Source organism: Rugamonas sp. DEMB1, assembly GCF_029834475.1.
GTDB lineage: Bacteria > Pseudomonadota > Gammaproteobacteria > Burkholderiales > Burkholderiaceae_D > Rugamonas > Rugamonas rubra.
Map to the genome: position 1 here is coordinate 5,787,905 of NZ_CP122407.1, position 14,135 is coordinate 5,802,039.

Annotated in this window: 13 protein-coding genes and 3 pseudogenes; all 16 read right to left on the reverse strand. The window is 65.7% G+C overall.

Going from position 1 to position 14,135, the window contains the following annotated elements:
- Positions 1 to 7 precede the first annotated feature (7 nt).
- Positions 8 to 1,797: pseudogene (locus tag QC826_RS26635) on the reverse strand (acyl-CoA dehydrogenase C-terminal domain-containing protein).
- Between the two features lie 66 nt (positions 1,798 to 1,863).
- Positions 1,864 to 2,490, reverse strand: coding sequence for a TetR/AcrR family transcriptional regulator (locus tag QC826_RS26640; protein ID WP_093390021.1), 627 nt, complete (start codon positions 2,488 to 2,490; stop codon positions 1,864 to 1,866).
- Between the two features lie 283 nt (positions 2,491 to 2,773).
- Positions 2,774 to 3,196: an RNA-binding S4 domain-containing protein gene (locus QC826_RS26645; RefSeq protein WP_279763165.1), complete on the reverse strand. Its 423-nt coding sequence runs from the start codon at positions 3,194 to 3,196 to the stop codon at positions 2,774 to 2,776.
- A complete protein-coding gene (gene clsB / locus QC826_RS26650) occupies positions 3,196 to 4,362 on the reverse strand; it encodes a cardiolipin synthase ClsB (RefSeq protein ID WP_279763166.1) in 1,167 nt (388 codons plus the stop codon). The genes QC826_RS26645 and clsB overlap by 1 nt, the downstream gene beginning before the upstream one ends.
- 20 nt (positions 4,363 to 4,382) lie before the next feature.
- Positions 4,383 to 5,201: an endonuclease/exonuclease/phosphatase family protein gene (locus QC826_RS26655; RefSeq protein WP_279763168.1), complete on the reverse strand. Its 819-nt coding sequence runs from the start codon at positions 5,199 to 5,201 to the stop codon at positions 4,383 to 4,385.
- 99 nt (positions 5,202 to 5,300) lie between these two features.
- Positions 5,301 to 5,567: a DUF2442 domain-containing protein gene (locus QC826_RS26660; protein WP_279763169.1), complete on the reverse strand. Its 267-nt coding sequence runs from the start codon at positions 5,565 to 5,567 to the stop codon at positions 5,301 to 5,303.
- Complete coding sequence (locus tag QC826_RS26665; protein ID WP_279763170.1) at positions 5,560 to 5,805, reverse strand: DUF4160 domain-containing protein; 246 nt, start codon at positions 5,803 to 5,805, stop codon at positions 5,560 to 5,562. Before QC826_RS26665 ends, QC826_RS26660 begins: the two co-directional genes overlap by 8 nt.
- A 100-nt stretch (positions 5,806 to 5,905) precedes the next feature.
- Positions 5,906 to 6,364, reverse strand: coding sequence for a dihydroneopterin triphosphate diphosphatase (nudB, locus tag QC826_RS26670; protein WP_279763172.1), 459 nt, complete (start codon positions 6,362 to 6,364; stop codon positions 5,906 to 5,908).
- Positions 6,365 to 6,451: 87 nt separating this feature from the next.
- Positions 6,452 to 8,252: pseudogene (gene aspS, locus QC826_RS26675) on the reverse strand (aspartate--tRNA ligase).
- A gap of 72 nt (positions 8,253 to 8,324) precedes the next feature.
- Positions 8,325 to 8,942 (reverse strand): DUF502 domain-containing protein, encoded by a 618-nt coding sequence (locus tag QC826_RS26680; RefSeq protein WP_093390029.1) that lies wholly within the window; start codon positions 8,940 to 8,942, stop codon positions 8,325 to 8,327.
- 67 nt (positions 8,943 to 9,009) lie between these two features.
- A complete protein-coding gene (locus QC826_RS26685) occupies positions 9,010 to 9,318 on the reverse strand; it encodes an FmdB family zinc ribbon protein (protein WP_279763173.1) in 309 nt (102 codons plus the stop codon).
- A gap of 121 nt (positions 9,319 to 9,439) precedes the next feature.
- Positions 9,440 to 10,035: pseudogene (locus QC826_RS26690) on the reverse strand (methyltransferase domain-containing protein).
- A 20-nt stretch (positions 10,036 to 10,055) separates the two neighbouring features.
- On the reverse strand, positions 10,056 to 11,624 hold the full coding sequence (gene ubiB / locus QC826_RS26695; protein WP_279763174.1) for a ubiquinone biosynthesis regulatory protein kinase UbiB: 1,569 nt from the start codon (positions 11,622 to 11,624) through the stop codon (positions 10,056 to 10,058).
- A complete protein-coding gene (locus QC826_RS26700; RefSeq protein ID WP_279763175.1) occupies positions 11,621 to 12,280 on the reverse strand; it encodes an SCP2 domain-containing protein in 660 nt (219 codons plus the stop codon). The genes ubiB and QC826_RS26700 overlap by 4 nt, the downstream gene beginning before the upstream one ends.
- 110 nt (positions 12,281 to 12,390) lie before the next feature.
- On the reverse strand, positions 12,391 to 13,359 hold the full coding sequence (locus QC826_RS26705; RefSeq protein ID WP_279763176.1) for a Tim44 domain-containing protein: 969 nt from the start codon (positions 13,357 to 13,359) through the stop codon (positions 12,391 to 12,393).
- 23 nt (positions 13,360 to 13,382) lie between these two features.
- The gene (ubiE, locus tag QC826_RS26710; protein WP_093390034.1) at positions 13,383 to 14,117 is read right to left on the reverse strand and encodes a bifunctional demethylmenaquinone methyltransferase/2-methoxy-6-polyprenyl-1,4-benzoquinol methylase UbiE; all 735 of its coding nucleotides are present in this window, start codon (positions 14,115 to 14,117) and stop codon (positions 13,383 to 13,385) included.
- Between the last annotated feature and the right edge of the window lie 18 nt (positions 14,118 to 14,135).

Consider the following 14,135-nt stretch of genomic DNA (forward strand, 5'->3'; position numbering starts at 1 on the left):
TAGGTTCTTAGAACAGATCTGCGTCGAGCGCCATCAGATTGGCGGAGCCGGCGCGCGCCTGGCGAATCAGGGTTGCGGTTTCTGGTTGCAGGCGGGCGAAGTAGAAGCGTGCGGTCGCCAGTTTTGCCTTGTAGAAGTTGTCGCCGCTGGATTCCTTCTCCAGGGCGATCTTGGCCATCTGCGCGAACAGGTAGCTGTAGATCATGTGGCCGACCACGCGCAGGTAAGGCACGCAAGCGGCGCCGACCTCGTCCGGGTTCTGGAAGGCCTTCATGCCGATTTCCATGGTCAACTTGGTGACTTTGTCGCCCAGGTCGCCCAGCGGGGTGATGAATTCGCTCATGGCTTCATCGGTACCGTTGTCCTCGACGAAGGCTTTGACCTTCTCGCCGAACTTGCGCAGTTTCGCGCCGTTGTCGCCGAGGATCTTGCGACCCAGCAGGTCCAGCGACTGGATGGTGTTGGTGCCTTCGTAGATCATGTTGATGCGGGCGTCGCGCACGTACTGCTCCATGCCCCACTCCGAAATGTAGCCGTGGCCGCCGAACACTTGCATGGCTTCCGAGGTGGCGATCCAGGCGTTGTCGGTGATGAAGGCCTTGATGATCGGGGTCAGCAGGGCGACTTCGTCGGCCGCTTCCTTGCGCACTTCTTCGTCGGGGTGGTGCAGTTCGCGGTCGATCTGCAGCGCGACGTAGGACGAGAAGGCGCGCGCGCCCTCGGCGTAGGCCTTGCCGGTCAACAGCATGCGGCGCACGTCGGGGTGGACGATGATCGGGTCGGCTTGCTTGTCCGGTGCCTTGACGCCGGACAGGCTGCGCATCTGGATGCGGTCCTTGGCGTAGACCAGGGCGTTCTGGTAGGCGATCTCGGTCAGGCCGAGCGACTGCATGCCGACGCCCAGACGGGCCGCGTTCATGAAGACGAACATGGCGTTCAGGCCCTTGTTCGGCTGGCCGATGATCCAGCCACGGGCGCCGTCCAGGTTCATCTGGCAGGTCGAGTTGCCGTGGATGCCCATTTTTTCTTCGATGGCGCCGCAGGTGATCGGGTTGCGCGCGCCGACCGAACCGTCGGCGTTCGGCAGGAACTTCGGCACCAGGAACAGCGAGATGCCCTTCGAGCCTTCAGGCGCGTCCGGCACGCGGGCCAGCACCAGGTGCAGGATGTTTTCGGCCATGTCGTGTTCGCCGGCCGAGATGAAGATCTTGTTGCCGGTGATCAGCCAGGAACCGTCGTCCTGTGGCAGCGCCTTCGAGCGCAGCATGCCCAGGTCGGTGCCGCAATGCGGTTCGGTCAGGCACATGGTGCCGGTCCATTCGCCCGAGACCAGCTTGGGCAGGTAGACGGCCTTCTGTTCGTCGGTGCCGTGTTCCAGCAGGCACTCGTAGGCGCCGTGCGACAGGCCCGGGTACATCGACCAGGCTTGGTTCGACGAGTTCAGCATCTCGTAGAAGGAGTTGTTGAGCACGATAGGCAGGCCTGGCCGCCGTATTCGGTGGCGCAGGCCAATGCCGCCCAGCCGCCGTCGACGTACTGCTTGTAGGCCTCTTTGAAGCCCTTCGGGGTGGTCACGGTATGGGTCGCGGCGTCGTGCTTGCAGCCTTCGCGGTCGCCGGAGTGGTTCAGCGGGAACAACACTTCCGAGGTGAACTTGGCGCCCTCTTCCAGCACCTGGTTGATGATGTCGGCATCGACTTCGGCGTAGTGAGGCATTTGCTTGAGTTCATCTTCAACTTTCAAGAACTCGTGCAGCACGAATTGCATATCCCGGATTGGCGCGACGTATTGACCCATGATTATCTCCTGAAGGCGTGTGGCTTGGTATGTGTAGGACGAAAGGCTGCGGCGGACCGCGGCGGTTTAAGGTTGGTGCTGCGCTGCCGTTTTCTCCGCCGGCGGCGCGTTTTGATAATTTTCAATCAGTCGGTTGAAGCCGACGCTGGCGCGTTCCAGGCTGCCCGGCCGACGCAGGAAGCGCGCGTCGTGGTGCAGTGCCAGGATCAGGCCGTACATCTCGTAGACCAGCTGGCCGGCGTCGGTGTCGGCCTTGAGGTCGCCGCATTCGATGGCCTGCTGCACACAACGCAGCAGGGCGCCCTGCCAGGCCGCCACCATCGCCACCAGCGACTCGCGGATCGGACCGGGCCGGTCGTCGTACTCGACCGCGCCGCTGATGTAGATGCAGCCCGAGGCGATCTCGACGCTGACCCGCTTGACCCAGCGGCCGAACATCGAGCGCAGCCGCTGGATACCGCGCGGCTCCTTGACGCTGGGGAAGAACACTTCCTGCTCGAAACGGTGGTGGTACAGCTTGAGCACCTCGATCTGCAGGTCCTCGCGCGAACCGAAATGCGCGAACACGCCGGACTTGCTCATGTTCATCCTGTCCGCCAGCAAACCGATGGTCAGGCCTTCCAAGCCGTCCCGGCTGGACAAGTCCAGGGCGACGTCGAGAATGGCTGCGCGGGTCAGTTCGCCTTTGCGCATGAATTTGACTGAAGTATTAATAGTGACACTCAAAGGTTAAAAATCATTGGGAATAAAGCATTCTCTCCCAGATGAATTTGCTCCGTGTGAAAAGAATTGCGAACGCTCGTACTATTATCTATTGAGGGACGAAAGTCAAACGCTTACGTTAGAGGTGCGGTTCTATTGCTGCGATGCAGCATAGCCGGCATTTGTGGCGCGGATGTGACGCCGTGGAAACGCTCAGTCCGCTATGGCAAGAAGGCGGCCGCCGGCCCGGCGCGGCGGCGGCGCCCGCGCGCCGTCATTCCTGCCCGCTGGCCTTGCTCAGTTGGCGCCGGTCGCGCTTGGTGGGGCGGCCCTTGAGCTCGGCGCCCGGCTCGCGGAACAGCTTGCGCCGCTCGGCCTCGCCGGCGCGGCGCGCCACGCTGGCGGCGCTCTCGGCGTACAACAGGCGGGCGACGGGCGCGGCGGCGCGCACGTCGGACAGGCCGAGCACCTCGACCTGCCAGACGTCGGCGCCGTTGTCGATGTGCAGCTCGTCGCCCAGGCGCAGCGCGCGCGCCGGCTTGACCTTGTCGCCGCCGACTTTGATCTTGCCGCTGTCGACGGCCTCGGCCGCCAGCGAGCGCGTCTTGAAGAAGCGCGCCGCCCACAGCCATTTGTCGACGCGCACGCCCTTGCCGCCGGCGTCGTTGCCGCCGCCCTGTTTTCCGTCTTTACTCATCAAGCATATTTCCCTATCGCGAAGATGCGCATCAACAGTTTATAGCAAACGAAGGCGATCTCGTAGCCGAGGCGGCGGCAGCGGCCGATGTGGGCGAAGTCGTCCTGGTGGATCACCACGCCGTCGGCCACGGCCGCCTCGATGTGGGCGCGCAGGCTGCGCGCGAAGGCGGCGTCCTTGACCACCACGTTGGCCTCCTGGTTGAGGAACAGGCTGAGGCCGTCCACATTGCTCGAGCCGACGGTGGCCCAGTTGTCGTCGATGACGGCGACCTTGGCGTGCAGCTGGGTCTGGTGGTACTCGACCACCTTGACGCCGGCCTCCAGCAGCTTCGGGTAGAAGGAGTGGGCGACGGCGTCCTGCAGCCAGATCTCGCCGACGCCGATCAGCAGCACCACCTCGACGCCGCGCTCGGCGGCCGAGGCCAGGGCGCGGCGGAACTTGCGCCCCGGCGCGAAATACGGGTTGGCCAGCAGCACGCTCTTGCGCGCCCGGCCCAGCGCCTGCAGGTAGGCGCGCTGGATGGTGCGGCGGTTGCGCAGGTTGTCGCGCACCACGAAGCCGGCCTGCACCATGCTGGGCGGGGCGGCGTTCCGGTCGATCTTGCGCATGTCGCGGTACAGGCTGATGCGCTTGAAGATGCCCAGCTTGCCCAGCCGCGCCCACTGCGCCTCGGCCTCCTTCTGGATCGCCGCCACCAGCGGGCCGCGCACGGCGACGGCGAAGTCCCAGCGCGGCGCCGGCAGGCGGATGGCGTGGTTGTAGTCGCAGAACAGGTCGTCGTTGATGTTGATGCCGCCGACGAAGGCGACGCCGTGGTCGACCACGCAGATCTTGCGGTGGGTGCGCGTGACGCCGCGGCGGAACCAGGCGTTGAAGATGCGGTGCTCGACGCCGGCCGCCGCCAGCTGGGCCTGCATGCGCTGGCTGCGCGCGCCGCCGGTGCCGAACCAGTCGGTGATCACGCGCACCAGCACGCCACGGCCGGCGGCGCGCATCAGCGCGGCCAGCACGGCCTTGCCGGTGTCGTCGTCGGCGAAGATGTAGGTCTCGAAGTAGACCTCGCCCCGGGCCGCGTCGATCGCCTCGATCAGCGCGGGGAAGAACTCGGTGCCGCAGTAGAGCAGCTGGACGTCGTTGTCGGCGATGAAGTTGACTGAGCGCATGAAGTGCTGGGCCGGCCCGCTCAGGCGAGCTTGAGCTCGGCGACGATGGGGGCGTGGTCGGACAGGCGCGCCCACAGCGAGCCGTGCATCACCTCGGCGTTGTCGACCTGGAAGCCGCGCACGTAGATGCGGTCGAGGCGGAAGAAGGGCAGCGCGGCCGGGAAGGTGCGCGCCGCCGTCGAGGCGCCGGGCTTGTGGCGGCGGCCCAGCGTGCGCACCAGCTCGCTCAGGGTGCTGGTGTCGCCGATCTGCTCGAACACCTCGACCACGCCGAGCGCCTGGCGCAGCTTGTCGCCCAGCGCGTCGCGCCAGTCGTTGAAGTCGCCGGCGATGATGACCGGCTCGCCGTTCGGCGCCGAGGCCTTGACCGCCTCGATCAGGGCGGCCGTCTGGCGCCCCCGGCCGCCCTCGAACAGGCCGAGGTGGACCACGTAGCAGTGCACCGTGCCCTTCGGCGTGTCGACCTCGCAGTGCAGGATGCCGCGCTGCTCGTAGGCGTGGTCGGAGACGTCGTGGTTGCGGCTCTGGGCGATCGGGTAGGCGCTGAGCAGGGCGTTGCCGTGGTGGCCGTGGTCGTAGACGGCGTTCATGCCGTAGGCGGCGTGCAGCGCCCCGCCGGCGAAGAACTCGTGCTGGGCCGTCTCGGGCCAGTGCCTGTGGCCGTGGTGCTCGGCGCCGTACTGGGCGGCGTTGCGGTCGTGGCGGCCCTGCACCTCCTGCAGGAACACCACGTCGGCGGCGAACAGGCCGATGGCCTGCTTGAGCGCGTGCACGCGCGGCTGGCTGCGGATGGCGGAGACGCCCTTGTGGATGTTGTAGGTGGCGACACGGATTTTCATGGGATCGATTCTACCCCCATAAGCCCGCTTCCGGCACCTCCGCGTCTTGCGTGCGAGAAATCGCCCGTGCCGCGCCACCATCGCGGCGCGGCTTGAGGCTCAAGCTTGGCGCGCCAAGCCGCCCCTGTCTGCGGTCTGGTCGCCGTAGCCGTACATGAGATGTTGAACGCTGATGTCTTCATCGAGCGCATCCCAATGCAGACCCGTCCCGCCGCCGCTGATGACGTAGTCGGCCAACTGCTCAAACTTGGCCCGCTGCAAACGGGGGAAAAAGCTCAAGGGAACGCCTAAGGTGCGCCCGTCAGCCAAGTGCACCCACATGGCCTGCTGGTCGAAGGTGAGCTTCAATGCGAGTGGTTCAATCATCGAAAAAATCCTCCCACACTTGTATCAAATGTTTTCGCTGCAGCTTGGCCAGCTGTAGCAATGCGGCCAACTCACTCTCAGCGATTCCAAACGACTGCGCCAAACGCACTTCCGGCTCAAGCCAGATCTTGGCGGAGCCGCCCCGCCCCCGGACATGGACGTGCGCCGGCTCGCGAGGCTTGCCTTCGTTTGAAAAGAAGAAGAGCGTGTATCCGTTGTAGCGCAAGACGGCGGGCATGGCAAGCGAGTCCTCGACAGTCGGAACAGACTGTCATGCTAAAGCCGGCTCCAGCGTAGGCCTTTGTGTCCGCGCAAAGGCTGACAAGCTTGACGGCGGGTCAGCGCTTGAGCTGGCGGGGCAGTTGCAGGATGGCTTCGGCGTTCGACGAGGAGAAGCATTTGTCGGCCGCCTCCAGGTAGGGCAGCCAGGTGTATTGTAGATGTTCGCGCGGACTGAGGGTGATGGCGATGTCGCGCGGCACCTCGACGCTGAAGACGTGCTCGGTGTTCTCGGTCACGCCGGGCGCGTAGCGGTGGCGCCAGACCGGATAGATGGTGTAGATGTTGGCCAGCTGCCAGTCGCGCAGCACAATACCGGCACCGGCGGCGCCGGCGGCGATGCCGGTCTCCTCGAACAGCTCGCGCGCGGCGGTCTGCGCCAGCGGCTCGTCGGGCGTGTCGAGCGAGCCGGTGACCGACTGCCAAAAGCCGGCGCGGTCGGCCCGCTCGATCAACAGCACCTGCAGGTCGGCGGTGTGGATCACCACCAGCACGGATTCGGGTATCTTGTATGGCATCTTGTTCGGGCAAAAGAAAAGGCGCAACCAGTGCGCCTTTTTTGAAGACCACGCCGCGTCCGCCGGGGCGGACGCAACCGATCTAGATCAGCCGGCCACCTTCGGCTCGGCGGCGCGCAGGCGGATGTGCAGCTCTTTGAGTTGCTTCTCGTCGACCTCGGACGGCGCCTGGGTCAGCAGGCACTGGGCGCGCTGGGTTTTCGGGAAGGCGATCACGTCGCGGATCGAATCGGAGCCGGTCATCATGGTGACGATGCGGTCCAGGCCGAAGGCCAGGCCACCGTGCGGCGGCGCGCCGTATTGCAGCGCGTCGAGCAGGAAGCCGAACTTCAGGCGGGCCTCGTCGGCGTCGATCTTCAGCGCGCGGAACACCTTCGACTGCACTTCCTCGCGGTGGATACGGATCGAACCGCCGCCCAGTTCCCAACCGTTCAAGACCATGTCGTAGGCCTTGGCGATGCAGGCGCCCGGATTGGTTTCCAGCATGTCCTCGTGGCCGTCCTTCGGCGCGGTGAACGGGTGGTGGGTCGCGGTCCAACGGTCGGCTTCCTCGTCGTAGTCGAACATCGGGAAGTCGACCACCCACAGCGGCGCCCAGACGTCGTCGAACAGGCCGGCCTTCTTGCCGAATTCGCTGTGGCCGATCTTCACGCGCAGCGCGCCGATGGCGTCGTTGACCACCTTGGCCTTGTCGGCGCCGAAGAAGATCAGGTCGCCGTCCTGCGCGCCGGTCAGTTCCAGCACCTTGGCCAGGGCGGCGTCGTGCAGGTTCTTGACGATAGGCGACTGCAGGCCGTCACGGCCCTTGGCCTTCTCGTTGACCTTGATGTAGGCCAGGCCGCGGGCGCCGTAGATGGCGACGAACTGGGTGTAGGCGTCGATTTCCGAACGCGGCATCTCGCCACCCTTCGGTACGCGCAGGCCGACCACGCGGCCGTTGGGCAGGTTGGCGGCGCCGGAGAAGACCTTGAAGTCGACGTCCTTCATCACTTCGGTCAGGTCGGTGAACTCGAGCTTGACGCGCACGTCCGGCTTGTCCGAACCGTATTTGCCCATCGCCTCGGCGAATTCCATCACCGGGAAGGGGTTCGGCAGCTCGATGTCCAGGGTGTTCTTGAAGACCTTGCGGATCATGTCCTCGAACAGGTCGCGGATCTCTTGTTCGGTCAGGAAGGAGGTCTCGCAGTCGATCTGGGTGAACTCGGGCTGGCGGTCGGCGCGCAGGCTCCTCGTCGCGGAAGCACTTGACGATCTGGTAGTAGCGGTCGAAGTTGGCCACCATCAGCAGCTGCTTGAACAGCTGCGGCGATTGCGGCAGGGCGAAGAAGTTGCCGGCGTTGACGCGCGACGGCACCAGGTAGTCGCGCGCGCCTTCCGGGGTCGACTTGGTCAGCATCGGGGTTTCGATGTCGATGAAGCCCAGCTCGTCGAGATACTTGCGCACTTCCATCGTCACCTTGTAGCGCAGGCGCAGGTTGTTCTGCATCTGCGGACGGCGCAGGTCGAGCACGCGGTGGGTCAGGCGGGTGGTTTCGGACAGGTTGTCGTCGTCCAGCTGGAACGGCACCGGCACCGAGGCGTTCAGCACTTCCAGCTCGGCGCAGACCACTTCGACCTTGCCCGATTTCAGGTTGTTGTTGATGGTGCCTTCGGTGCGGGCGGTGACCACGCCGGTGACGCGCAGGCAGAACTCGTTGCGCACTGCCTCGGCGACTTTGAACATCTCGGCTTGCTCGGGATTGCAGACGATCTGCACCAGGCCTTCGCGGTCGCGCAGGTCGATGAAGATCAGGCTGCCGTGGTCGCGGCGGCGGTGTACCCAGCCGCACAGGCTGACGGTTTGGCCGAGCAGGGCTTCAGTGGTGAGGCCGCAGTAGTGAGTACGCATTGAGGACATGTTATTTCTCAGTTCAGGTTAAATTTCAATTCGCCGCCGCCTAGGCGCGGCGTGTTTGCGTGTTTATTTGCTTGCCGCCTCGTTGGCCGGCGGCGCGTCCGGCGCCACCACGCCCATCGAGACGATGTACTTCAGGGCGGCGTCGACGCTCATGTCGAGCTCGACCACGTCCTGGCGCGCCATCATCAGGAAGAAGCCCGAGGTGGGGTTGGGCGTGGTCGGCACGTAGACGCTGACGTAGTCGCCCACCAGGTGGTTCTTCACATCGCCGCCCGGCGTGCCGGTGAGGAAGGCGATGGTCCAGGAGTTCTGGTGCGGATACGGCACCAGCACGGCCTTGCGGAAGGCGTTGCCGGACGACGAGAACAAGGTGTCGGAAACCTGCTTGACGCTGCCGTACAGGGAGCTGACCACGGGGATGCGCTGCAACAGGCGCTCCCACAGCTTGACCACGTAGTTGCCGACCAGGTTGTTGGTCAACAGGCCGGTGACGAACACGATCAGCACCGTCAGCATGGTGCCCAGGCCGGGGATGTCGAAGCCGATCAGGGTGCGCGGCTGCCAGCGCTCGGGCACGATCAACAAGGACTGGTCCATGGTGCTGACCACCAGGTTCAGCACCCAGGCGGTGATCGCCAGCGGCACCAGAATCAGCAAACCGGTAATGAAATATTTGCGCATCGTGTTCTCTGTGAAGGGTGGTGGCGGCAGGCTGCCGCCTCGGCCCGGCCTGGCCTGATCCTCTTGTTCAGTCCGCTCCCGAGTTGCCGGACGGCTTGCTCGCGGCCGGCGCGGCGGCCGCTGCCGGCACCGTGGTGTCGGCCTTGGCGGCGCCCTCGACCGGGCCGCTGGACACGCCGGTGGCCGGCGCGGTGCCGCCACGGAAATCGGTGGCGTACCATCCGGTGCCCTTCAGCTGGAAACCGGCGGCGGTCAGTTGTTTCTTAAAGCTTGCCTTGCCACAGGTCGGGCAATCAGTCAGCTGCGGGTCGGAGATCTTTTGCAAGACATCCTTGGCAAAGCCACATTCCTCGCAGCGGTAAGCGTAGATCGGCATCTATTACTCCGCAAAAATCATCAAAAACCCTGAATTATAAAGCTTTTTCCCGGCCCATCGCGGTTTTCCGCTGGCCGGGAGGCCGGCGCGCCACAGCGCGGGCACGCCGCCAGCGACGGCGTCAGCGGCGGCGCCAGACCAGCCAGCGTTCCTTGCCCTCGAACACGGCGATGGAGTCGGCCACGGCGGCGTCCTCGACGCAGTCGAAGTGCGGCGCCAGCAGCGCGTCCAGTTGTTCGCGGGCGATGCCGAACGGCGGCCCTTGGCCGCATTATCGAAAAAGAAATAGCCGACCAACAGCGCGCCGGGCGCCAGCAGCTCGGCCCAGCGCGCCGCCACCTGCGGCCACAGGGCGCGCGGCATGGCGCACAGGAAGGCGCGCTCGTAGATCAATTGCAGCGGACTGGCCGGCTGCCAGGCGAAGAAGTCGGCCTCCACCACCCTGCCCGCCCACGGCCCGACGGCGGCCTTGGCGGCGGCCACGGCCGCCGGCGAGAAGTCGATGGCGGTGACGTCCCAGCCCGCCTCGGCCAGGCAGGCCAGCTCGTAGGCCGAGCCGCAGCCCGGAATCAGCGTGCTCAGCGGCCCCGGCGCGGCGGCGACGAAGTCGCGCAGGGCCTGCGGCACGCCGCCCTTGTCCCAGGGGGTGAAGCGGCCGGTGAAGCGCTCGTCCCAGAAGGCGGGTTTGAGCGGGTCGCGCTCATTAAATTCTTGCATGTCTGCCGCCTTTGATTCAATTACTGCATGTGTTGCCAGCGCAGATAGAGCTGGAAGCCGAGCACGCCGATGGCGAAGGCGCCGGCGAAATAGATCACCAGGCTGAGCAGGCGGTTGGTGCGCTGCTGCTCGACTATCAGCGTTTTGATCAGGTCGCTGTTGTCGGCCGGCCGCTCGCCGCCCTGCTCCAGCGCGCGGTGCAGCAGGCGCGGCAGTTGCGGCAGGATGTGGGTGTAGCGCGGCGCCTCGGCCTTCAGGCGCTGCCACATGCCCTGCCAGCCGATCTGCTCGGCCATCCAGTTTTCCAGGTAGGGTTTGGCGGTCTTCCACAGGTCGAGGTCGGGGTCGAGCTGGCGGCCCAGGCCTTCGATGTTGAGCAGGGTCTTTTGCAGCAGCACCAGTTGCGGCTGCACCTCGACGTTGAAGCGGCGCGAGGTTTGGAACAGGCGCAGCAGGATCTGGCCGAAGGAGATGTCCTTCAGCGGCCGGTCGAAGATCGGCTCGCAGCAGGCGCGCACGGCCGATTCGAGCTCGTCGACGCGGGTCTCCTTGGGCGCCCAGCCGGACTCGATGTGGGCCTCGGCGACGCGCTTGTAGTCGCGGCGGAAGAAGGCCAGGAAGTTCTGCGACAGGTAGTCCTTGTCGAAGTCGTTCAGGGTGCCGACGATGCCGAAGTCGAGCGCGATGTAGCGGCCGAAGGTGGCCGGGTCGACCGACACCAGGATGTTGCCGGGGTGCATGTCGGCGTGGAAGAAGCCGTCGCGGAACACCTGGGTGAAGAAGATCTCCACGCCGTCGCTCGACAGCTTTTTCAGGTCGACGCCGGCCGCCGCCAGCCGGTCGATCTGCGACACCGGGATGCCGTGCATGCGCTCCATGACGATCACGCTGCTCGAGCAATAGTCCCAGTACATCTCCGGCACCAGCAGCAGGTCGGAGCCGGCGAAGTTGCGCCGCAGCTGGCTGGCGTTGGCCGCCTCGCGCATCAGGTCGAGCTCGTCGTGCAGGTATTTGTCGAACTCGGCCACCACCTCCTTGGGTTTCAGGCGCTTGCTGTCGGCCCAGATGCGGCCGATCAGCTCGGCGGCGATGTGCATCAGCGCGACGTCCTCGTCGATCGACTTCTTCATGCCGGGGCGCAGCACCTTGACGGCCACCTGCTTGCCGTCCTTCAAGGTGGCGAAGTGCACCTGGGCGATCGAGGCCGAGGCCACCGGGGTGCGCTCGAACGAGGCGAACAGCTGGTCCGGGTGGGCGCCGAGCGATTTTTGGATCTGCGCGATGGCCAGGTCGGAGGGGAAAGGCGGCACGCGGTCCTGCAGCTTGGCCAGCTCCTCGACCAGGTCGAGCGGGATCAGGTCGCGCCGGGTCGACAGCACCTGGCCGAACTTGACGAAGATCGGGCCGATGCTCTCCAACGCCATGCGCAGGCGCTCGCCGCGCGGCGCCGAGATGTCGCGCCAGAAGATGATGGTGTCGATCAGCTTGGCGGTGCGCGGCACCTTCAGGCCGGAGATGGCGATTTCGTCGAGGCCGTAGCGAATGGCGACCCGCAGGATTTTCAGCAGGCGCAGGAATTTCAAGATCATTGAGGGTCCGTATCGAATTGCGAGAGGATGGCCTGGCGCGCGGCCAGCTTCTGTTCCAGCTTGGCCAGCCGCTTGGCGGCCCGTTCGACGTCGTCGCGCAGGCGCGCCACGTCGGCCGAAAAGGCGGCCACCACGGGCGGACGCAGCAGCATCGGCTGCTCGTCGAGGAAGTATTCGGCGACGTTCTCGGCCAGCTTCTGCTGGCCGGCCTTGATGGCGACGAAGGCGGCCTTGGCGCCGGCCACCACGCGCACGGCGGCCACCGGGCCGATCACCCGCTCCAGGTCGTGCTCGGCCTCCCAGCGCAGCGATTTGCTCAGGCTGGAGATGGCGTTGGCGAACTCGGCGTCGCCGTCGATCTTGACGTAGGAGAAGGCGCGCTCGCGCTGTTGCACAATCAGCGGCAGGTCGGACAGCTTGAGGCGGATGGTGACGGCGGCCTCCTGTTCGGCCGGGGCCGCCTGCAGCAGGCCGTCGCCGGCCACGCGCACACGCAGCGCCAGGCTGCCGGCGTCGACGCAGGCGACCTTGCCGGCGTGCAGCAGCAATTCCTGCCGCGCCCAGGGCTCCTGGGCCAACAGGTGGTTGACGGTGGCGATGACGGGCGCGGCCGCGTCCGGAAGGGAGGGGAAAGGGGATGAATTCGGTGGTGTCATGCGTTCGCCGCTCAAAAAACAAAACCGCCCGGAAAGTGGGCGGTCTTGATCTTACCAGTTCGCCGGGCAATATCCCGGCGGGCTGGTCAAATTACCTGCACCCGCGCGTGTCAGGACAGTTGCTGGATACCGGCCAGCATCCAACCGCTGCCGCCGGACACCGGCTTGCTCAGGTTCCACACCTCCTGGAACGGCTCGGCGGCGGCCGTCGGCGCCGACTTGATCATGCCGGCGAACCTGACGCTGGCCAGGTACTCGTTGGCGGCCGTTTCGATGCCGAGCAGCTCGGCGTCGATGGTCACGACGTCGGTGAAGTCGGCCTGCGCGCCGCGCTCGCTGATTTGCATCTTCAGCTCGGCGAACACCTCGGGCGTGGTGAATTCACGGATGTCGGCGACGTCGCCCTTGTCCCAGGCCGCCTGCAGGCGGATGAAGTTGCTCTTGGCCACGCGCAGGAAGACCGGCGCGTCGAAGTCGGCCGGCACGCCCCACGGCGTGTGGGCGACCGGCTTGTCCAAGCCCGCACCCGACGAGACCGGTTGCAGCGGCGGCAGCGGCTCGTAGGCCTGGGCCGGCAGACGCGAGCCGATTTCCGGCGTGGCGTTGGCGTTGGCGCCGCCGAAGCCGCCGCCCATGCCGCCGCCGAAGGCGCTAGGCGCCAGCGGCGCGGCGTTGGCGCTGTTGCCACCGTTGCGGTTGCGGATCATGCGGATGATGAAGAAGGCCGCGCCGGCCAACAGGGCCAGCATGATGATCGAGCCGAACATGCTGCCCAGGGCGCCGCCCATGCCGAAGTGCGACAACAGGGCGCCCACGCCCAGACCGAGCAGCGCGCCGCCCAGAATGCCCTTCCAAGGGCTGGCCGGCTTGGGCGGGATGGCTGGCGCGGCCGGTGTCGCTGCCGGCGCGGCGGCCGGACGCGGCGCCTGCTGGGCCGGCGCTGGCGCGGTGCGGCTGACGTTGGACGACTGGCGGCCGATCGAGCGGCCACCGCCCATCGGACGGGCGATCGACTCGGCCATCATCGAAAAGGCGGACACGGCCAACATGGCGCCGATCAGGATTTTCTTCATGTTCATGTTCTGTGCTTCCTAGAAGAGTCTTACAGTTTGATACCGGTGTGTAAAGCGGCCACACCTGCCGTCAGATTGTAATACTGTACATTCTCCAGGCCGGCGTCCTGCATCATCGTCTTCAGGGTTTCCTGGTCGGGGTGCATGCGGATCGACTCGGCCAGATAGCGGTAGCTCTCGGCGTCGCCGGCGATCTTCTGGCCCAGCCACGGCAGCACCTGGAAGGAATACAGGTCGTACGGTTTTTGCAGGGCCGCCGGCACCTTGGAGAATTCCAGCACCAGCAGCTTGCCGCCCGGTTTCAGCACCCGGCGCATTTCCGCCAGCGCCTGGTCTTTATGGGTCATGTTGCGCAGGCCGAAGGCGACGCTGACGCGGTCGAAATAGTTGTCCGGGAAGGGGAGTTTTTCCGCGTCACACAACAAGGTGGGGGTCAACAGGCCGCGATTCAAGAGGCGGTCGCGGCCGACGCGCAACATCGACTCGTTGATGTCGGTCAGCCACACCTCGCCGGTCGGGCCGGCCTGCTTGGCGAAGGCCTTGGCCAGGTCGCCCGTGCCGCCGGCGATGTCGAGCACCTTGAAGCCGGGACGCACGCCGGCGTGGGCGATGGTGAAGGTCTTCCACAAACGGTGCAGGCCGGCCGACATGAGATCGTTCATCACATCGTATTTGGCGGCGACGGAGTGGAAAACCTTGGCGACTTCGCGGACTTTGTCGTCTTCAGCGACGGTTTTGTAACCGAAATGAGTAGTGTTGGTCATATTGGGCGGCCTGTTAGT

Excerpts from the sequence above, each read along its gene's own strand:
- clsB (WP_279763166.1), bottom strand. The coding sequence starts at position 4,362 with ATGCGCTCAGTCAACTTCATCGCCGACAACGACGTCCAGCTGCTCTAC.
- QC826_RS26645 (WP_279763165.1), bottom strand. The coding sequence starts at position 3,196 with ATGAGTAAAGACGGAAAACAGGGCGGCGGCAACGACGCCGGCGGCAAG.
- QC826_RS26705 (WP_279763176.1), bottom strand. The coding sequence starts at position 13,359 with ATGAACATGAAGAAAATCCTGATCGGCGCCATGTTGGCCGTGTCCGCC.
- QC826_RS26680 (WP_093390029.1), bottom strand. The coding sequence starts at position 8,942 with ATGCGCAAATATTTCATTACCGGTTTGCTGATTCTGGTGCCGCTGGCG.
- QC826_RS26700 (WP_279763175.1), bottom strand. The coding sequence starts at position 12,280 with ATGACACCACCGAATTCATCCCCTTTCCCCTCCCTTCCGGACGCGGCC.
- QC826_RS26665 (WP_279763170.1), bottom strand. The coding sequence starts at position 5,805 with ATGCCCGCCGTCTTGCGCTACAACGGATACACGCTCTTCTTCTTTTCA.
- QC826_RS26640 (WP_093390021.1), bottom strand. The coding sequence starts at position 2,490 with ATGCGCAAAGGCGAACTGACCCGCGCAGCCATTCTCGACGTCGCCCTG.
- QC826_RS26685 (WP_279763173.1), bottom strand. The coding sequence starts at position 9,318 with ATGCCGATCTACGCTTACCGCTGCGAGGAATGTGGCTTTGCCAAGGAT.
- QC826_RS26660 (WP_279763169.1), bottom strand. The coding sequence starts at position 5,567 with ATGATTGAACCACTCGCATTGAAGCTCACCTTCGACCAGCAGGCCATG.
- QC826_RS26655 (WP_279763168.1), bottom strand. The coding sequence starts at position 5,201 with ATGAAAATCCGTGTCGCCACCTACAACATCCACAAGGGCGTCTCCGCC.
- ubiB (WP_279763174.1), bottom strand. The coding sequence starts at position 11,624 with ATGATCTTGAAATTCCTGCGCCTGCTGAAAATCCTGCGGGTCGCCATT.
- nudB (WP_279763172.1), bottom strand. The coding sequence starts at position 6,364 with ATGCCATACAAGATACCCGAATCCGTGCTGGTGGTGATCCACACCGCC.
- ubiE (WP_093390034.1), bottom strand. The coding sequence starts at position 14,117 with ATGACCAACACTACTCATTTCGGTTACAAAACCGTCGCTGAAGACGAC.